Genomic DNA, 14,512 nt, shown 5'->3' with positions numbered 1-14,512 from the left:
ATCCAGGTTCTGAGTTTGTTTGCGCCAAGACGGTTGGATGAATCGGCGCTTGCGGTTGGGTGCGGAGTGGCTTGTTTGCCTCAGTGGGAGTGCGATCGCTTTTTTAGCATTGCAACTCAAGTCAGCAGCAACTACATCATCCCAAGCGTGTTTTCCGCCGCGATCGCAACACTGTACGATCTTTGGAGATAAAAACAGCCCCTACTTCTGAGGCGGAGAGAAGCAGGGGCTGTAAAGAAACCTTAAAAGTTCTTTGATCCGGTTACGGTACAGGGTTAAATCTGCACCTCCTGCTTCTATCCCTAGGTCCTGCATCAAATTTGAACGGATGAGCGCGATTGAACTGCCGTAACTCGACAGGTGCAATCGAGCTGAAGTTTAAATTGATATATTCCTGTTGTAGCCCGTTTAGGTTCCCTTTAAACCAAAACTCCACACCGATATAACCTCGCTCTCCACCCCGAAGGGAGGGGAGGGTAGGAATTGGAGTGGAGAAGGGCTGTAAAAACTTCACAAGAAGAGGGTTTCCTTAATTAACACTTTGAAATTCGCTTTTAAAATACTACACTGATATTACAACCCTGTCCACTATTCGGGAGAAAAATCATGAGAACCTTACCTCGAACCTCAACCACTGAAATGGAAGTCACCAGCATCCGCTTAGAGAGAGAACTCAAAGAACAACTCAAACAACTCTCTGGCAATCAAGGGTATCAGGCGTTGGTTCGCGATATTCTGTGGAACTATGTCCAGCAGAAGTCCGCCGACTATCGACCGCAATTTGCCAGTTCGGATATTCGCGCCAGTGTAGAAGCGATCGCGCGCAAGGAGGAACGCTGCGTTCTGACTGGCGAAGTCATTCGACCCAACGAACCCATGTTATTAGGCTTTACAACCCACGGCGATCTTGTCCCCCTCAGTGTTGGCAGTTTCGGCAGGTAAATTTATAATCGGGGCGATCTTGCAAAAAAGATCGCCCCTCTCCCCAATAAAAAGGCCTAGCTTATGCAAGCTAGACCCCAGCCAGAAGAGTAGCGGACTCTGGTACCAAGACCTGAACAGAATTTTATTGATTAATCAATTCCGGCTGTAAATCTGTTTCCAGAAGCGTGACGCCCGATAAATCTGCATCCGTTAAATCAGCCCCTTGTAGATCGGCGTGGATGAGATTGGCTTCTGTTAAATCAACCCCAGTTAAATTCGCAGACTTGAGATCGGCACTATTCAAAAAAGAACTAATCATGACCGCATCTTGCAAATTAGCGCCGGTTAAATCTGCGCCTTCCAAATTCGCATTCGATAGGTCTGCCCCTGCTAGGTTAGCCCCTCTTAAATCTGCACCAATCAGGTGAGCGCCCTTAAGATCGGCCCCGCTGAGATCGCACCCAGAGCAGAGATTGGTTTCTAACAATTGTCTGACGTGATCTGGATTTTCTGCTCTAACAGGCACCGCGACACCCAGGGTAAAAAGAAGTGCTACTGTAGTGAGAATTTTGAATTTCATCGTTTTAGATCTCCACAACCTGTGAGTCGCAAACCTTATGAAACAGACAGCGCTGTTGCTGTGCTATTTACCACTGTGAGGGGTAACGGCCTATCTCGCAGTGATGCTAAGACTAGATACGCTGCGATCTGTGTCGATTACGGATGCGATCGCGATTGTCCTATCAACCCATCAGCAATAGAGGCTATCTGTATAAAATAATCATCGCTCCTTTCTCATCAGAGCGCGTCCTCCGCTTGGATAATCTTTAGAAATGAAATCTCACTCTCAAGGTTTAATATTTTGCAGTCTCCTCCCCCGCAGGTCAGAAACCGAGCAAATTCATCTAATTTTTTCCGGAACTCCTTTTCTCGCTCGGAAAAGAAATATCAGTAGATGCACCCTGATCCAATCCCCTGCCACTAGGTCAGGGGATTTTTTTATCTAAGGGCGATCGCAAAAAAACCAACCCACCTGCGCGGATTGGTCCATTAAAGCAGACGATAGAACTAGGGTTGATAGGCTTGGTTTTGGTCTTCACTTCCTTGGTTGCGCTTGCGATATTCATCTCGTATTTGTGCTTCTCTTTCCCCATAGAAAAAGGTCAGCAACGCAAAGCGCAATCCCGCCGTTACATCCGTTGCTTCGTGCAAAAGACTGCAAGAAAAAACCACAGCACTTCCCGTATCTGGCCGATAGAGATGAGGGCCGTATTCTGGAAATCTTAAATAACCGCCTTCGTACTCTCCCGCATTTAAATTGATCGTCATTGCAAAGCGACGATGGGCCGTTCCGGCGGTGGTATTATCCCGGTGAGGGCGGAAATATCCCCCCCGGCTGGCATCGTAACCCACAATTCGGAAATCTTCAAACCGAGTCACATTAAAACAATAGGCCTTCCAAATTTCCGGCGTTACCCGTTTTCCAAATAAATAGCGAATTCGTTCCTTGGTTTCGCCGTTTTGCAAGAAATGATCGCGGCGAATTTTATGGCTATGATCGATTAACCCAACCGTTTGACCGTTCACTTGGCGCATAAACCCCGATTCGCCATTGCCTTGGGTATGCCAAATATTGATTAAATGCTGGCAAAATTCGCGATCGAAGACGTTGGGAATCAGTAAAACGGGGGCTTGGCGCGTAATGTGGCGCGGCACTTCAGTTGCCAGTAGCGCTTGTAAATCTTCGAGCAGTTGCGAAGCGTGCTGGTGCGGATCGACCGTATTGTAAACTTTGATAATTCGCAGATCGATATTCACCACAAAAGTTTGGCGCGCAACCGTTAAAGATTGATTTTGAGCATTGCCGTAGAGAATGCCGTATTCTTGGCAAAGCGCGCCTTTTGGGTCAGAGAGTAACTTAAATTGAAGCTGATGCGTTTGGGCAAAATTTTGGAGGACTTCTACTGGAGTCGGGCTAACGCCAATTAGATTGACGCCAATGGCTTCGAGTTGGGGTAATAACGTCTGAATTTCTCGCGCTTGAGCGATACAGTCTGGTGTTAAAGGATTGGGGAAAAAGCAGATGACCAAGGGTTTGCCCGCAAAGTCACCAATATTGAAGTATTCTCCCGTTTGCGAAGGAAGATTAAACGCAGGAATGCGATCGCCTACACTCAGACGAACGGATACAACGCTCATAAAATTAACCCAGTCTTTAAGTATCGTTGAGAAACAAAGCTATCCAGCACTCTGCAAACGCAGTTAAAAAAGCTTCGCCTTTGCTGCTGGAATTTCGCACTTTCTGTTTCATCTCTCGCAAGGCTAACAAAGAAAAATGACGGAATTATGACGAATGTTGGTTGACGATAGGCAATGATTTTGCTACAGCAAAGGGAATTCTAAGGTAAATGTGGTGCCTCGATTTACCGTAGAACTCACCCGAATTTGACCGCGATGAACCTTGACAATTTGATCGACAATCGATAAGCCTAGACCAAATCCCCCCGTTTCCGGATTGCGAGCCGAATCTACCCGATAAAAGCGTTCATAAATATGGGGTAAATCCCCTGGCGGAATGCCAATCCCATTATCCGCAATTTCCAGGGTAGCGAAGCGAACCGATGTCGAGAGTCGCAAACAAACCTGACCGCCCGCTGGCGTATACTTACAGGCATTATCGAGCAAGTTGACAATCGCCTGCCGCAATAGATCGGGATCGGCACAAATCAATACCGGCATTAAGGGAAATTGAGTCTGCAAGTCTAACTGTTGGGCTTCTAATTTCGGGGCATAATCTGCCGCCAAGTTTTCTAACCAAACCCCGAAATCAAATTGCTTGAGAACCTCTGGCGATAAATACTCTGTCGAACGCGACAAAAACAGCAGTTGATCGACAAGCTGACTCATCTCCTTCGCCGTCTTCACAATTTGCGAGAGGCGATCGCGCTGAATTTGCCCATCCCCAGTTGGTAAAATTAAACCCACCTGAGCATTGCTCAAAATTGCCGATAAAGGCGATCGCAATTCGTGAGAAGCATTAGCCGTAAATCGTTGCAGATGATCGTAGGCGTTGCGGATGGGGGACATTGCTCTTCCCCCCAAATACCAACCCGTCAGGGTAATAGCACCCAACGCCACCGGGACGCCTACCGATAAGAATAATCGCATTTGGGCGATCGCCTCTTGCACCGGAGATAAAGAAATCGCCACCTGCAAATATCCAATTAAAACTTGATGATGCGTCACCGGAAACGTCACTTGACGCAATAACTCAGACCCCTCTTCCGACAGGCGAATGGTCTGAAACGTGGGTTGTTCCTCAAGCTGTTCTGAAGGAAACGCCCCCACAAACTGCACTAACTGCCCTCGCTCGTTATACCAACGGGCATAGACTAAGTTACTATCCAAAGGCAGCGAATTACTGCCTAACAGCGGCACATGTTCTAAATTTAATTCCCAATGTCCCCGATGGTAGCGATACTCAACGCTGGCTGCCATCACTTGAATTTTATCTAACAGCGCTTGGTCAAACGAAGTCAGTTGATCCTGCACTTCAATACAATAAACCGCACTCGCAAACGATACCAAAATACTCCCCATCGACCAGGTAAACCAGCGAGCTAAATTGCGGCGAGAACGATGAAACATAACTCCCTACGCTGATTGAGGGGGGGGAGAGAGGCGATAACCCACCCCATAGATGGTTTCAATCCAATCGCTGGCTTCTACGGCTTGCAAGCGTTGGCGCAAGCGTCGGACTTGACTAGCGACTGCATTGCTTTCGGGTTCGGTTCCCCATTCCCATAAAGCTAACTCAATTTGTTCGCGAGTCAGGACTTGGTAGGGACGGCGCAAAAAATACTCTAACAATTGACTTTCGCGGCCTGAAAGTTGCACTTGGGTTTGTTGGCGTTCCACTTTCAACGTCGTTAGGTGAAGATGCAAATCGGCAATACTCAGGGTATCGCCAATCCATTGAGGCGATCGCCGTCCCAAAGCACGCACGCGGGCCAACAATTCCACCACATCCACAGGTTTTACTAAATAATCATCGGCCCCAGCATCCAATGCCGTGACTTTATCAATGGTGGTATCTTTGGCCGTCAGCATCAAAACGGGTGCCGTTTTTCCCGCCGAGCGATATTGATGGCACAAACTCACGCCGCTAATTTTAGGAAGCATCCAATCGAGAATCAACAAATCGTAATCTTTTTGTTCGATTAACCACTGGGCGGTTTCAGCGTCAGTCACGGCATCCACGACATGGCCAACTTCTGATAAAACTAGATGAAGAGGGTCGAGTTGTGCTGGGTCATCTTCTACCAGTAAAAGTCTCATAGTTCGCGTTATCGTTAACGATCGTATGTCCCAACCTCAATGGTTACAAGTTTGGCACGCTCGCTCCCAAGCGTTGGCGCGATCGCTAAAACGGTCTTGGTTGCTGGCCAGTTTAGAGTTTTGTTTGCCTCTCCCGCTACTGGGATTGGGATTTTGGATAGGTAGTGGATGGGTGGCGCACCAGGTTCTCAGCTATAACTACCAAACCGCACAACAACTTAAAGCCGATCCAGAGGAAGTTCTCAATTTAGCCATTGATGTCACTATTGTAAGTATTGAAGCAGAAATTAACCGCCGGGAGAACTTTACCGAGGTTCAGGTTAATACTGCCGATACTACCCTCAAGGAGTTGCGCTTTGAGTTTCCGGTGACGGAGGTGGAGGCGGTGGAAGCCGCTATTATTCAAGAGTTGGGACTCTCGCCAGAAGCCGTACAAAGGTTAGTCCGCTATCGAATCGATCGTTAAAACCATGTCTCGAATTTGGCAAGTAGATATTTATCGATCGCCTCAAAAGAACGGACAGCCGTTCTGGGAGTTGCTGATTTGCGATGCCACCCGCCAGTTGACCTATGAGGCGCGCTGTCTTCAGTCGGAGGTGAATCAAGCTTGGTTAATTTCGCAGTTGCAACAAGCGGCGGCGACTCTGCCGGAGGTGATTCAGGTGTTTCGCCCAGTCGCGTACAATCTTTTAGAAGGGGTAGGCAAGCACTTAGGGATTGAGATTGAACCGACGCGGCGAACCCTGGCTTTAAAGCAATGGTTAACCGAACGGTCTGTACCGGGTTCTTCCCCTTTAGCCTTGGATAAACCGCCACCTTTGCCGCTACCGGAAAATCTTTGGGGCGATCGCTGGCGGTTTGCAAGTCTGGCGGCGGGCAATTTGGTTGAAGCGTTCAGCGCGCGTCCCATTCCCATTCGCCACCTACCTGAAGCGTTATTTCCCTTAAATTTGGGATTGGCTTCTACGGTTCCGATTCCGGGTGCAGTCATTGATGGCGGCCGTCAGTCCATGCGTTTGGCGCGGTGGCTGCAAGAAGTTCGTCCTGCGGCGTTAAATTATATCCCTGGGGAACCGGATGGGTTAATTTTAGAGGCGGGGTTAGTCGATCGCTGGGTGCTGGAAACGTTTAGCGATCGCCAAGTTGCGGCGGCGGGTCAAACTTTTCTCCAACGCCAAAAAGCCAGTTTGGGATTGCACTTTCTCCTCGTACAACCGGACGATTCTGGCATGACTTATACCGGATTTTGGCTATTGCAACGAGAATTTTAACTGCGGGCGTTACCGCGAACCGGTGCAGCAGCAGACAGCGGTACAGAAGGCTGTATGGGAATTTCAATTACAAATTCTGTACCCTTTCCTGGCGTTGAGTTGCAGTAAAGCTTTCCTCCATGTTTTTGCGTGATAATTTGAGAACTAATCGATAGCCCTAACCCCGTTCCTTTCCCGACAGGTTTAGTCGTAAAGAAAGGATCGAATAAGTGCGATCGCGCTTCTGGAGATAATCCCGGCCCATTATCCAGAATGCGGACTTTCACCCAACCGGGTTGATAAACTTCAGTCCAAATCTGAATCTGACTGGGATTCGCCTGGATCTCTTCCGGCGCGCGCTGTTGATTTTGCTCGTCTAACGCATCAATGGCATTGCTCAAAATATTCATAAAAACCTGATTGAGTTGCCCCGGATAGCACTCCACCAACGGTAAGTTGCCATAATGCTTAACCGCTTTAATTTCAGGGTGATTTGCTGTAGCCTTCAAGCGATGCCCCAAAATCATCAACGTACTATCTAATCCCTCATGCAGATTAAACGCGACTTGACGCTTGCAATCTGTACGCGAAAACGTCCGCAGGCTATTGCTAATATTGGCAATTCGCCCTATCCCTTCCTTCATAGAATTCAGCAAACTGGGTAGATCTTCCCGCACAAACGCAAGATCGATAGTTTCAATATGCTCTTCGATCTCCGAATCGGGTTGGGGATACTTTGTTTGGTACAAATCAATCAGGCTCAATAAATCCTCAACATAATTGAAGGCAGGCTGTAAGTTCCCCGTCAAAAAGCCCACAGGATTATTAATTTCATGGGCAACACCTGCCACCATTTGCCCCAAAGCTGACATTTTCTCGCTATTGACCAAATGCAACTGAGATTGCTGAAGTTGCTCAAGCGCTGATGATAGTTCAACCGTGCGTTGAATCACCTGTTGCTCTAGAGTCTGATTTAAATCCTGCAATTCTCGATTGAGGGTTTGCAAGCGCAAATGCACGTTAACTCGCGCTAATACTTCTTCTTGTTGGATGGGCTTCGTAATGTAATCGACGGCCCCCAATGCAAAGGCTTTCACCTTATCAGCAGTTTCGGTTAGAGCCGTCATAAAAATCACCGGAATGGCTTGAGTGGCTTGCGCCGCTTTGAGGCGACGGCAGGTTTCAAACCCGTCCATTCCCGGCATCATTACATCTAACAAAATCAAATGGGGAGTAATCGCACTCAGTTTTTCTAAAGCACTCTCTCCCGATTGGGCTAACAGAACCCGAAACCCGGCCGCCTCTAGGACATCAAATAGGACGCGGGCATTCGTGGGATTGTCTTCCACAATTAGAATTAAACTTTGCCGAGTCATGATTTCTCAGCCTCCACATAAGGTTTAACCAGTTTGAGAATAGCTTGCTCGTTCATCTCTTGAGCCAGTTGCAATATTTTGCCCGAAAAGTTGCCATAGTCGGGGTGCAATTGTTGAATTCGTCGAGCCTCTTGTTCTACAGCCCGGATATCTCCGATGCGGATGGCTGTATAAAGGGCTAATAACTCCTTAGCGGGAGGGACGATCCAAGTATTTTGAGGGGGTGTGGGGACAGCTTGAGGCGCGATCGCCGGTTCGCTACCCGGTTGGTAAGTCCAGGACAGGTTTAAATACTGCCTGAGTTGAGCTAATAATTCTTCTGATTGTATCGGTTTGGGTAAGAAATCCGTGCAACCTGCCTCTTGACTTTGTTGGCGATCGCAATTGAAGACGCTAGCCGAAGAAGCAATAATCGGTAGGTCTTGGAATTGGGGAAGCGATCGCAATTGACGAACCATTTCAAATCCATTCATCACCGGCATCGCTAAATCGGTAATCACCAGATCCGGACGAGACGCGATCGCCCTTTCAATCCCTTCTTGTCCTTGACTGGCTTCAACCATCTCAAACCCTAGCGGTTCTAGCAGATTCACTAATACTGACCGATTCTCCCATCGATCGTCTACCACCAGCAATCGTTGCGTTTTACCCTCATATCCACTAATATTCTGCGTTGCGTGCGCCTGAGATTCTACCCAATCGGTTGATTGGGGGACATTAATTTCTACCCAAAACTGACTTCCTTCTCCTAAAACGCTTTCCACTTGAATTGCAGAACCCATCATTTCTACAATTTGCTGGCTAATGGCGAGTCCCAAACCCGTTCCCTCCACCATCCGATGCTTCTCGCCCACTTGTTCAAAGGGGGTAAAGATTTTCTCAATCCAATCGGGCGACATTCCCACCCCAGTATCTTCGACTTGAAAGCGCAAGCAAACCCACGATGGGGGCGACTCAACAACCGTTGTCTTGCTACTATCCACAACTGCGCCTACCTTAAAGGTGACGCGCCCGCCCGTATCGGTAAACTTAATAGCATTGCTGAGTAAATTGATTAACACTTGGCGCAGGCGCTTTTCGTCCGCCTGGATAGCCGCCGGGAGTTTATTCAGCACTTGGTAATCAAAGACAATCTCTTTTTGCTCGGCTTTAATCCGACAAATATTGACAATGCCGTTGAGAAACGCCTGAAAGTTGAAGTCGTGGGGGAATAACTCCAGCTTTCGGGCCTCAATTTTTGCCAAATCCAGAATATCGTTAATCAGCGTCAGCAGATGAGCGCCGCATTGTTGAATAATGCTGAGACCGTCTTTTTGTTTGGCGTCAAAACCGGGTTCGCGCAACAGAATTTGAGCATAACCCAAAATCCCATTTAGGGGCGTTCTCAATTCGTGGCTCATGTTAGCGAGAAACTCGCTTTTCGCTTGATTAGCGGTATCGGCGGCGTCTTTGGCTTCTTTTAATTCGGCGGTTCGCCGTTCGACTCGCGCTTCAAGTTCGCTAAACACATCTTGCAGTTGCTTGGCCATTTGGTTAAACGATCGAGCCAAGACTTCTAACTCTTGAATCCCTTGAGTTTCAACCGTTTGATTGAGTTGACCTTGGGCGATCGCGCCAGTTGCCTGACTGAGGCGAGAAATCGGGTGGCTAATCCAGCGCGACGTAATTAAGCTGACGATACTGGCGATCGCCAACGCCAAAAGACACAAAATAATTGTATTGCGCGTATTGGCATTAATCTGTGCCATAAAATCCGCTTCCGGAACCGCCACCACAATCAACCAATTAATTCCCTCTGCCAAAGATAGCGGCGTCACCTGAAGAAATTGGCGCTGACCCTCAATCCAAAACTCAAGCTGCTGCGGTTGTTGAATCTGCTGCAAATCGCCAAAATACTGCTGCAAATGAGTTGCAGACGCCTGAATTAAAAGATTGGGGCTATCAACCGCCATCAGCCGTCCTGCTTCCAGGGTAAAAGGATCGGTGCCATCAGAACTCCCCACCAACTCCCCAGTGCGTTCTAGGATAAAGGTTTCCCCAGACGGACTCAGTTCTAATCGATCGAGAAATTGGCTAATATGCGCCAAATTAAAAATGACACTCGCAACCCCAACAAAATTATTATTAGCGTCATAAATCGGACGAGAGGCATTAATCGCCAGACTTTTATCGGCCGAACGACTAATTGAGGGATAAATTTCTGTCCAAACGGGTTGACCTGCGGCGACGGCGGCTCGATACCAAGGACGTTCTCGCGCATCAATGCGATTACCTGTATTGGTGCTATTCAGGACTTGTTTTTGCAAATTGACTTGCTGGCTTAACCAATATCCGCCCGTTGAGTCATTGGCATACTCAATAAAGTAGCTTTCTTGACCCTCTTTGACGCGGCGAAAGATGCCGATCATATCGCCTGAAGGCAGCCCTAACCCCAGACCGCTGATGAAGTCAAAGGCGATTAAATGATCCCAATAGACGCCTTCAACCTCTTGCACATCCTGTAAGCTCAAAGCCTCGCGGCGCATAGAGTCTACAGTCAGTTGATTAATGGTCATTGCGGTTTCTAAGCTATAGCGAACTTCGCTATCGATCCGACTGGTGACTTCATCTCGAAGCTGGCTAGCCACATCATTAACCGCTTGCTGTCCGTTCCGGATCGATAGCCATCCCGTGAGGCCGACGGCTAAGGAAATTTGTACAATGAACGGAACCACCAAAAAGAAGCGGAGTGGCAGTCCCTGGGTTTGCTGATGTATGGGAGCGTTCATAGGAAGGTTTCACAAGTTGATGAACTGCGATCGCATCTGAATCAGTGCCAACACCCGTCAGCACGGTTACTGTCACCTCCCTGATTGACTGACAAATCTGATTAAGGTTGTTGTCCGAACCGCCCTCACTCCTAGGAGAGGGAACGCTCATTGCTGATTGACTCCCTTCTCCCAATGGGAGAAGGGTTGGGGATGAGGGGAAAAAAGTTTTGTCAGTCAACCAGGTTCCGGAGATTTTTATCTGGCTGCGAATAAAGAAATATTCTATCGCTGAGAGTCTAGCTGAAAGCTGTTAGCACACCCTAGATGTTATAGCTCGATCTAGCACCCCTTCATCTAAAGACGCCTGTATCTAGAGATAGGAATGCGTAATAGGGTGGAGAAGATTTTGGAAAAAAGGTGATATTCTCCTCTGTGAGTGTGTTGTGTGGAGTGTTTAATTTATGGTTACTTCTCCTTCTAGAACGCAGGGTTCTAGTCGCCTAGACTCCGGGCCGATCCATGCGTCACCGCTAGAGGCGATCGCAGATAGCAAAAAGCGCTCTAGCAGCCATGCTTGGAGTCCCCTTACCCTACCCACAACACCATTATTCGGGACAGATGGGATACGGGGTAAAGTCGGCGATCTTCTCAGCGCCCCCCTAGCGATGCAAGTCGGGTTTTGGGCGGGTCAAATTTTACGCACTTATGCCCAAACTTCGGGAACGGTGATTTTAGGGCAAGATTCGCGCCATTCTAGCGATATGCTATCCTCTGCCCTCTCGGCAGGACTGACGGCGGCGGGCTTAGAAGTCTGGAATTTGGGCTTATGTCCGACCGCGTGCGTGGCGTATCTGGCAAACAAGACGGATTCCCTCGGCGGCGTGATGATTTCCGCCAGCCACAATCCCCCAGAAGACAACGGAATTAAGTTTTTTGGTTCAGAAGGCACCAAGTTACCCCAAGCGATGCAAGCGGAAATTGAGGCGGCTTTGCGGGGCGATATTAACGTCCTCTCTACCCAAACGGAATGGGGCCAACATTTCTATCGCCCGGAATTGGTGAAAGACTATACCGAATCCCTGCATCAACCCCTGTTAAAAACCACCAATTTGCAAGGGCTACGGATTGTTTTAGATTTGGCATGGGGAGCCGCCGTTCAAGTTGCGCCGGAAGTGTTCCGCCAGTTGGGGGCCGAGGTGATTTGCTTGCACGATCGCGCCGATGGCGATCGCATTAACGTCCAGTGCGGTTCCACCCACCTAGGAGCCTTACAAGCGGCCGTAGTTCATTACCAAGCCGATCTGGGGTTTGCCTTCGATGGCGATGCCGATCGCGCGATCGCCGTAGACTCCCAAGGACGGCCCGTCGATGGCGACTACATCCTGTATCTGTGGGGTCACACCCTGAAAAATGCCGGATTATTACCCGAAAATACGATTATCTCCACCGTCATGGCCAACCTCGGCTTTGAACGCGCTTGGGAGAAACTCGGCGGCACCCTGATCCGCACCGCAGTTGGCGATCAATACGTCCACGCCGAAATGGTGAAAACCGGGGCAATGCTGGGCGGCGAACAGTCCGGTCACATCCTCTGTCGCCATTACGGAATTTCCGGCGATGGCTTGCTGACCGCTGCACATATTGCTGCAATTGTCAAGGAATCGGGAACCCCGCTAGCCAAATTAATCGATTCTAGCTTCCAAACCTACCCGCAACTGCTGCGGAACGTGCGAGTCGAAGACCGTCAAACCCGCTTAAATTGGCAAGAATGCGACCCCCTGCAACAGGCGATCGCCACCGCCACTCAAGACATGGGCGATCGCGGTCGCATCCTCGTGCGCGCCTCTGGCACAGAGCCAGTTATCCGAGTTATGGTAGAAGCGGCAAGTGCTGAACTCGCCAACCACTGGGCAGATAACCTCGTGCTAGCGGTTCAGCGGTACCTTACCTAATCCGCATTTCCTTGGCTAGATCCAAAACCAAAATCCAAGAACCGCCCATTACTCCCACGGTTCCGTCCCCCCCTACTAAAAAAGAGCTAGCCGCCCAAAAGCGCAAAGCTGCCAGCGATCGCAGCGCCTTCATTGCCGCCGCTGCTCAAGCCATCGGGATCGGAGCCGTACTGGGGGGAATTGGGTTTGCTGTTGGCGGCGACAAAGCCGGACTTGGTGGGTTTGTCGCCACCGTCATCTTACTGCTGTCTTCCCAGTACCCTCGGCAGGCGATTTGGGCCTTTTTAATGTTTCTGCCGATTTCTGGAACCGTCACCTACTCCGTCGGCGGCGGCAGCCCCCTCTTTCAACTGGCAAAGGATGCCTTCTACATCCCCGCCCTCTTTGGCTTTTATAAATATTGCCAGCGAGAACGCGTCCCGTTTCTACTGCCCAAAAAGTTTCTGCCTTGGGTGTATGCGCTATTGGGGTATTGCGTTCTCGTGATTTTAGCCGTGAACGCCACCCAAGCCTCTGCCCCTGGCGAAAAACCAATTCTCCTGGGAATCTTAGGCTTAAAAGTCTTCATGGGATATATTCCCCTGATTACCTGTGCCTACTATCTCATCCGTTCCAAAAAAGAATTTTTATTCTTAACGCGATCGCACGTCATCTTCGCCATTATCTGCTGCGCCCTGTGCTTTATCCAGTATTCCATGTTGCAGTCAGGGCGCTGCGAAGGCACCCGCAACCTCGTTGGCGCAGACCTATTTAAAGCCAACCTTGATGCCCGTTGCTTCGTTGGCGGTTCCCTCGCCTTCAGCCCCCAGGTGAACATGATCCGGTTGCCCGGAACCTTCGTTTCCCCGTGGCACTGGGCGTGGTTCATGATCTCCAACGCCTTTTTCACCTTTGCCACCGCCTTCAGCGATCCTTCCCCCTTGTGGCGAATAATGGGACTTGGGGGGATGGCCTCCGTCTTCGTCTGTGCGGTCATTTCCGGGCAACGGATCGCCTTAATTCTCGTTCCCATCATCACCGTCATCTTACTCGTTCTTACCGGGCAACTCACCAACCTCAAACGCTTCATCCCCATCGCCATCGGTTTAGCCATCCTCCTCGGCGGGGCGATGACCATGTATCCTGACGTAGTACAAGAACGCTGGGATAGTACCGTCAGCCGTTGGAACGCCTCCCCCCCCACCGAATTTATCGCCGCCCAAGCCGCCCACACCGCCGATAAAACGACCCTATTAGGTGCAGGCTTAGGACGGGCCACCAACTCCGCCCGCACCTTTGGCAAAACCACCCTCATTGAAACCTGGTTTCCCAAAATCTTGTATGAAGTGGGCTGGCCTGGGTTAATCTTATTCTTGTTAATGGTGACAGCCCTAACGGTTCTCACCTTTAAAGCCTATCGCTCCGTGCGCGATCGCAACTTCCGCAGCTTCGGGGCTTGTTTTTGGGTGTTCATCCTCATTATTAGCTACCAAACCTACTGGTATCCCCTCGATACCGATCCCGTTGCCATCTATTATTGGTTTTTTGCCGGGGTGCTGTTAAGACTGCCAGAAATAGATAAGCGAGAAAGTCTAGAAGCCGACATTCTCGCCCAACAAGCAGAACAAAATAGCAAGAAAAAGCGAGGTAAAAAGAAAGGCAAAGCCAAAACTCGAAAACGAAGATAACTCTCGAACTGAGTGCTGAGTGCTGAGTGCTGAGTGCTGAGTGGGGAAAAGAGTGCAAAGTTCCCAGTTCCGTAGCTTGCACACCAAGCAGCGGTGTTCCGAGTGGGGTCAAGAGTGCTGAGTGGAAAGTGCTGTTGCTTTAGCTTCTGCGAAGCAGTGTGCAGAGTGGGGAAGAGAGTGCTGAGTTGATAGTTATCAAGTTCTCCTAATTCCCTTCTTCCCCAACCCCCAACTCCTAACTCCTAATTCCCTTCT

Annotated in this window: 11 protein-coding genes; 5 read left to right on the top strand and 6 right to left on the bottom strand. The window is 49.4% G+C overall.

All coding sequences use genetic code 11. From position 1 onward, the window contains the following. Nucleotides 1–606 precede the first annotated feature (606 nt). Nucleotides 607–942: a hypothetical protein gene (locus QQ055_RS07635; protein ID WP_069969574.1), complete on the top strand. Its 336-nt coding sequence runs from the start codon at nt 607–609 to the stop codon at nt 940–942. A gap of 124 nt (nt 943–1,066) precedes the next feature. Here QQ055_RS07635 and QQ055_RS07630 read toward each other — a convergent pair whose 3' ends face one another. The 4 genes from QQ055_RS07630 to QQ055_RS07615 all read right to left on the bottom strand — a co-directional run bounded on the left by QQ055_RS07630 (nt 1,067) and on the right by QQ055_RS07615 (nt 5,262). Next, nucleotides 1,067–1,504, bottom strand: coding sequence for a pentapeptide repeat-containing protein (locus QQ055_RS07630; protein ID WP_285963897.1), 438 nt, complete (start codon nt 1,502–1,504; stop codon nt 1,067–1,069). Between the two features lie 488 nt (nt 1,505–1,992). Continuing rightward, a complete protein-coding gene (locus tag QQ055_RS07625) occupies nt 1,993–3,123 on the bottom strand; it encodes a redoxin domain-containing protein (RefSeq protein ID WP_286004498.1) in 1,131 nt (376 codons plus the stop codon). A gap of 183 nt (nt 3,124–3,306) precedes the next feature. Continuing rightward, on the bottom strand, nt 3,307–4,572 hold the full coding sequence (locus QQ055_RS07620; RefSeq protein WP_283357054.1) for a sensor histidine kinase: 1,266 nt from the start codon (nt 4,570–4,572) through the stop codon (nt 3,307–3,309). Nucleotides 4,573–4,578: 6 nt separating this feature from the next. Then, the gene (locus QQ055_RS07615) at nt 4,579–5,262 is read right to left on the bottom strand and encodes a response regulator transcription factor (RefSeq protein ID WP_286004497.1); all 684 of its coding nucleotides are present in this window, start codon (nt 5,260–5,262) and stop codon (nt 4,579–4,581) included. 25 nt (nt 5,263–5,287) lie between these two features. On the opposite strand from QQ055_RS07615, the gene QQ055_RS07610 reads away from it, so the two are divergent. Both QQ055_RS07610 and QQ055_RS07605 read left to right on the top strand, forming a co-directional pair. Next, nucleotides 5,288–5,728: a hypothetical protein gene (locus tag QQ055_RS07610; RefSeq protein WP_285963895.1), complete on the top strand. Its 441-nt coding sequence runs from the start codon at nt 5,288–5,290 to the stop codon at nt 5,726–5,728. A gap of 4 nt (nt 5,729–5,732) precedes the next feature. Beyond that, the gene (locus QQ055_RS07605; RefSeq protein ID WP_286004496.1) at nt 5,733–6,533 is read left to right on the top strand and encodes a Tab2/Atab2 family RNA-binding protein; all 801 of its coding nucleotides are present in this window, start codon (nt 5,733–5,735) and stop codon (nt 6,531–6,533) included. Here the strand turns inward: QQ055_RS07605 and QQ055_RS07600 are convergent. Then, nucleotides 6,530–7,888, bottom strand: coding sequence for a sensor histidine kinase (locus QQ055_RS07600; protein WP_286004495.1), 1,359 nt, complete (start codon nt 7,886–7,888; stop codon nt 6,530–6,532). The genes QQ055_RS07605 and QQ055_RS07600 overlap by 4 nt on opposite strands. After that, nucleotides 7,885–10,656 carry a hybrid sensor histidine kinase/response regulator gene (locus QQ055_RS07595; protein ID WP_285963892.1) on the bottom strand — a complete coding sequence of 924 codons (2,772 nt, stop codon included), beginning with the start codon at nt 10,654–10,656 and terminating at the stop codon, nt 7,885–7,887. The genes QQ055_RS07600 and QQ055_RS07595 overlap by 4 nt, the downstream gene beginning before the upstream one ends. Nucleotides 10,657–11,099: 443 nt before the next feature. On the opposite strand from QQ055_RS07595, the gene glmM reads away from it, so the two are divergent. Next, complete coding sequence (gene glmM, locus QQ055_RS07590; protein ID WP_286004494.1) at nt 11,100–12,590, top strand: phosphoglucosamine mutase; 1,491 nt, start codon at nt 11,100–11,102, stop codon at nt 12,588–12,590. Between the two features lie 11 nt (nt 12,591–12,601). Further along, complete coding sequence (hpsL, locus tag QQ055_RS07585; RefSeq protein WP_286004493.1) at nt 12,602–14,257, top strand: hormogonium polysaccharide biosynthesis protein HpsL; 1,656 nt, start codon at nt 12,602–12,604, stop codon at nt 14,255–14,257. Nucleotides 14,258–14,512 lie beyond the last annotated feature (255 nt).

Source organism: Geitlerinema calcuttense NRMC-F 0142 (assembly GCF_030285425.1).
This window is presented reverse-complemented; position numbering and strand designations above follow the sequence as displayed.

Coding starts and splice junctions, on each gene's coding strand:
- QQ055_RS07635 (WP_069969574.1), top strand. CDS start 607: ATGAGAACCTTACCTCGAACCTCAACCACTGAAATGGAAGTCACCAGC.
- QQ055_RS07630 (WP_285963897.1), bottom strand. CDS start 1,504: ATGAAATTCAAAATTCTCACTACAGTAGCACTTCTTTTTACCCTGGGT.
- QQ055_RS07625 (WP_286004498.1), bottom strand. CDS start 3,123: ATGAGCGTTGTATCCGTTCGTCTGAGTGTAGGCGATCGCATTCCTGCG.
- QQ055_RS07620 (WP_283357054.1), bottom strand. CDS start 4,572: ATGTTTCATCGTTCTCGCCGCAATTTAGCTCGCTGGTTTACCTGGTCG.
- QQ055_RS07615 (WP_286004497.1), bottom strand. CDS start 5,262: ATGAGACTTTTACTGGTAGAAGATGACCCAGCACAACTCGACCCTCTT.
- QQ055_RS07610 (WP_285963895.1), top strand. CDS start 5,288: ATGTCCCAACCTCAATGGTTACAAGTTTGGCACGCTCGCTCCCAAGCG.
- QQ055_RS07605 (WP_286004496.1), top strand. CDS start 5,733: ATGTCTCGAATTTGGCAAGTAGATATTTATCGATCGCCTCAAAAGAAC.
- QQ055_RS07600 (WP_286004495.1), bottom strand. CDS start 7,888: ATGACTCGGCAAAGTTTAATTCTAATTGTGGAAGACAATCCCACGAAT.
- QQ055_RS07595 (WP_285963892.1), bottom strand. CDS start 10,656: ATGAACGCTCCCATACATCAGCAAACCCAGGGACTGCCACTCCGCTTC.
- glmM (WP_286004494.1), top strand. CDS start 11,100: ATGGTTACTTCTCCTTCTAGAACGCAGGGTTCTAGTCGCCTAGACTCC.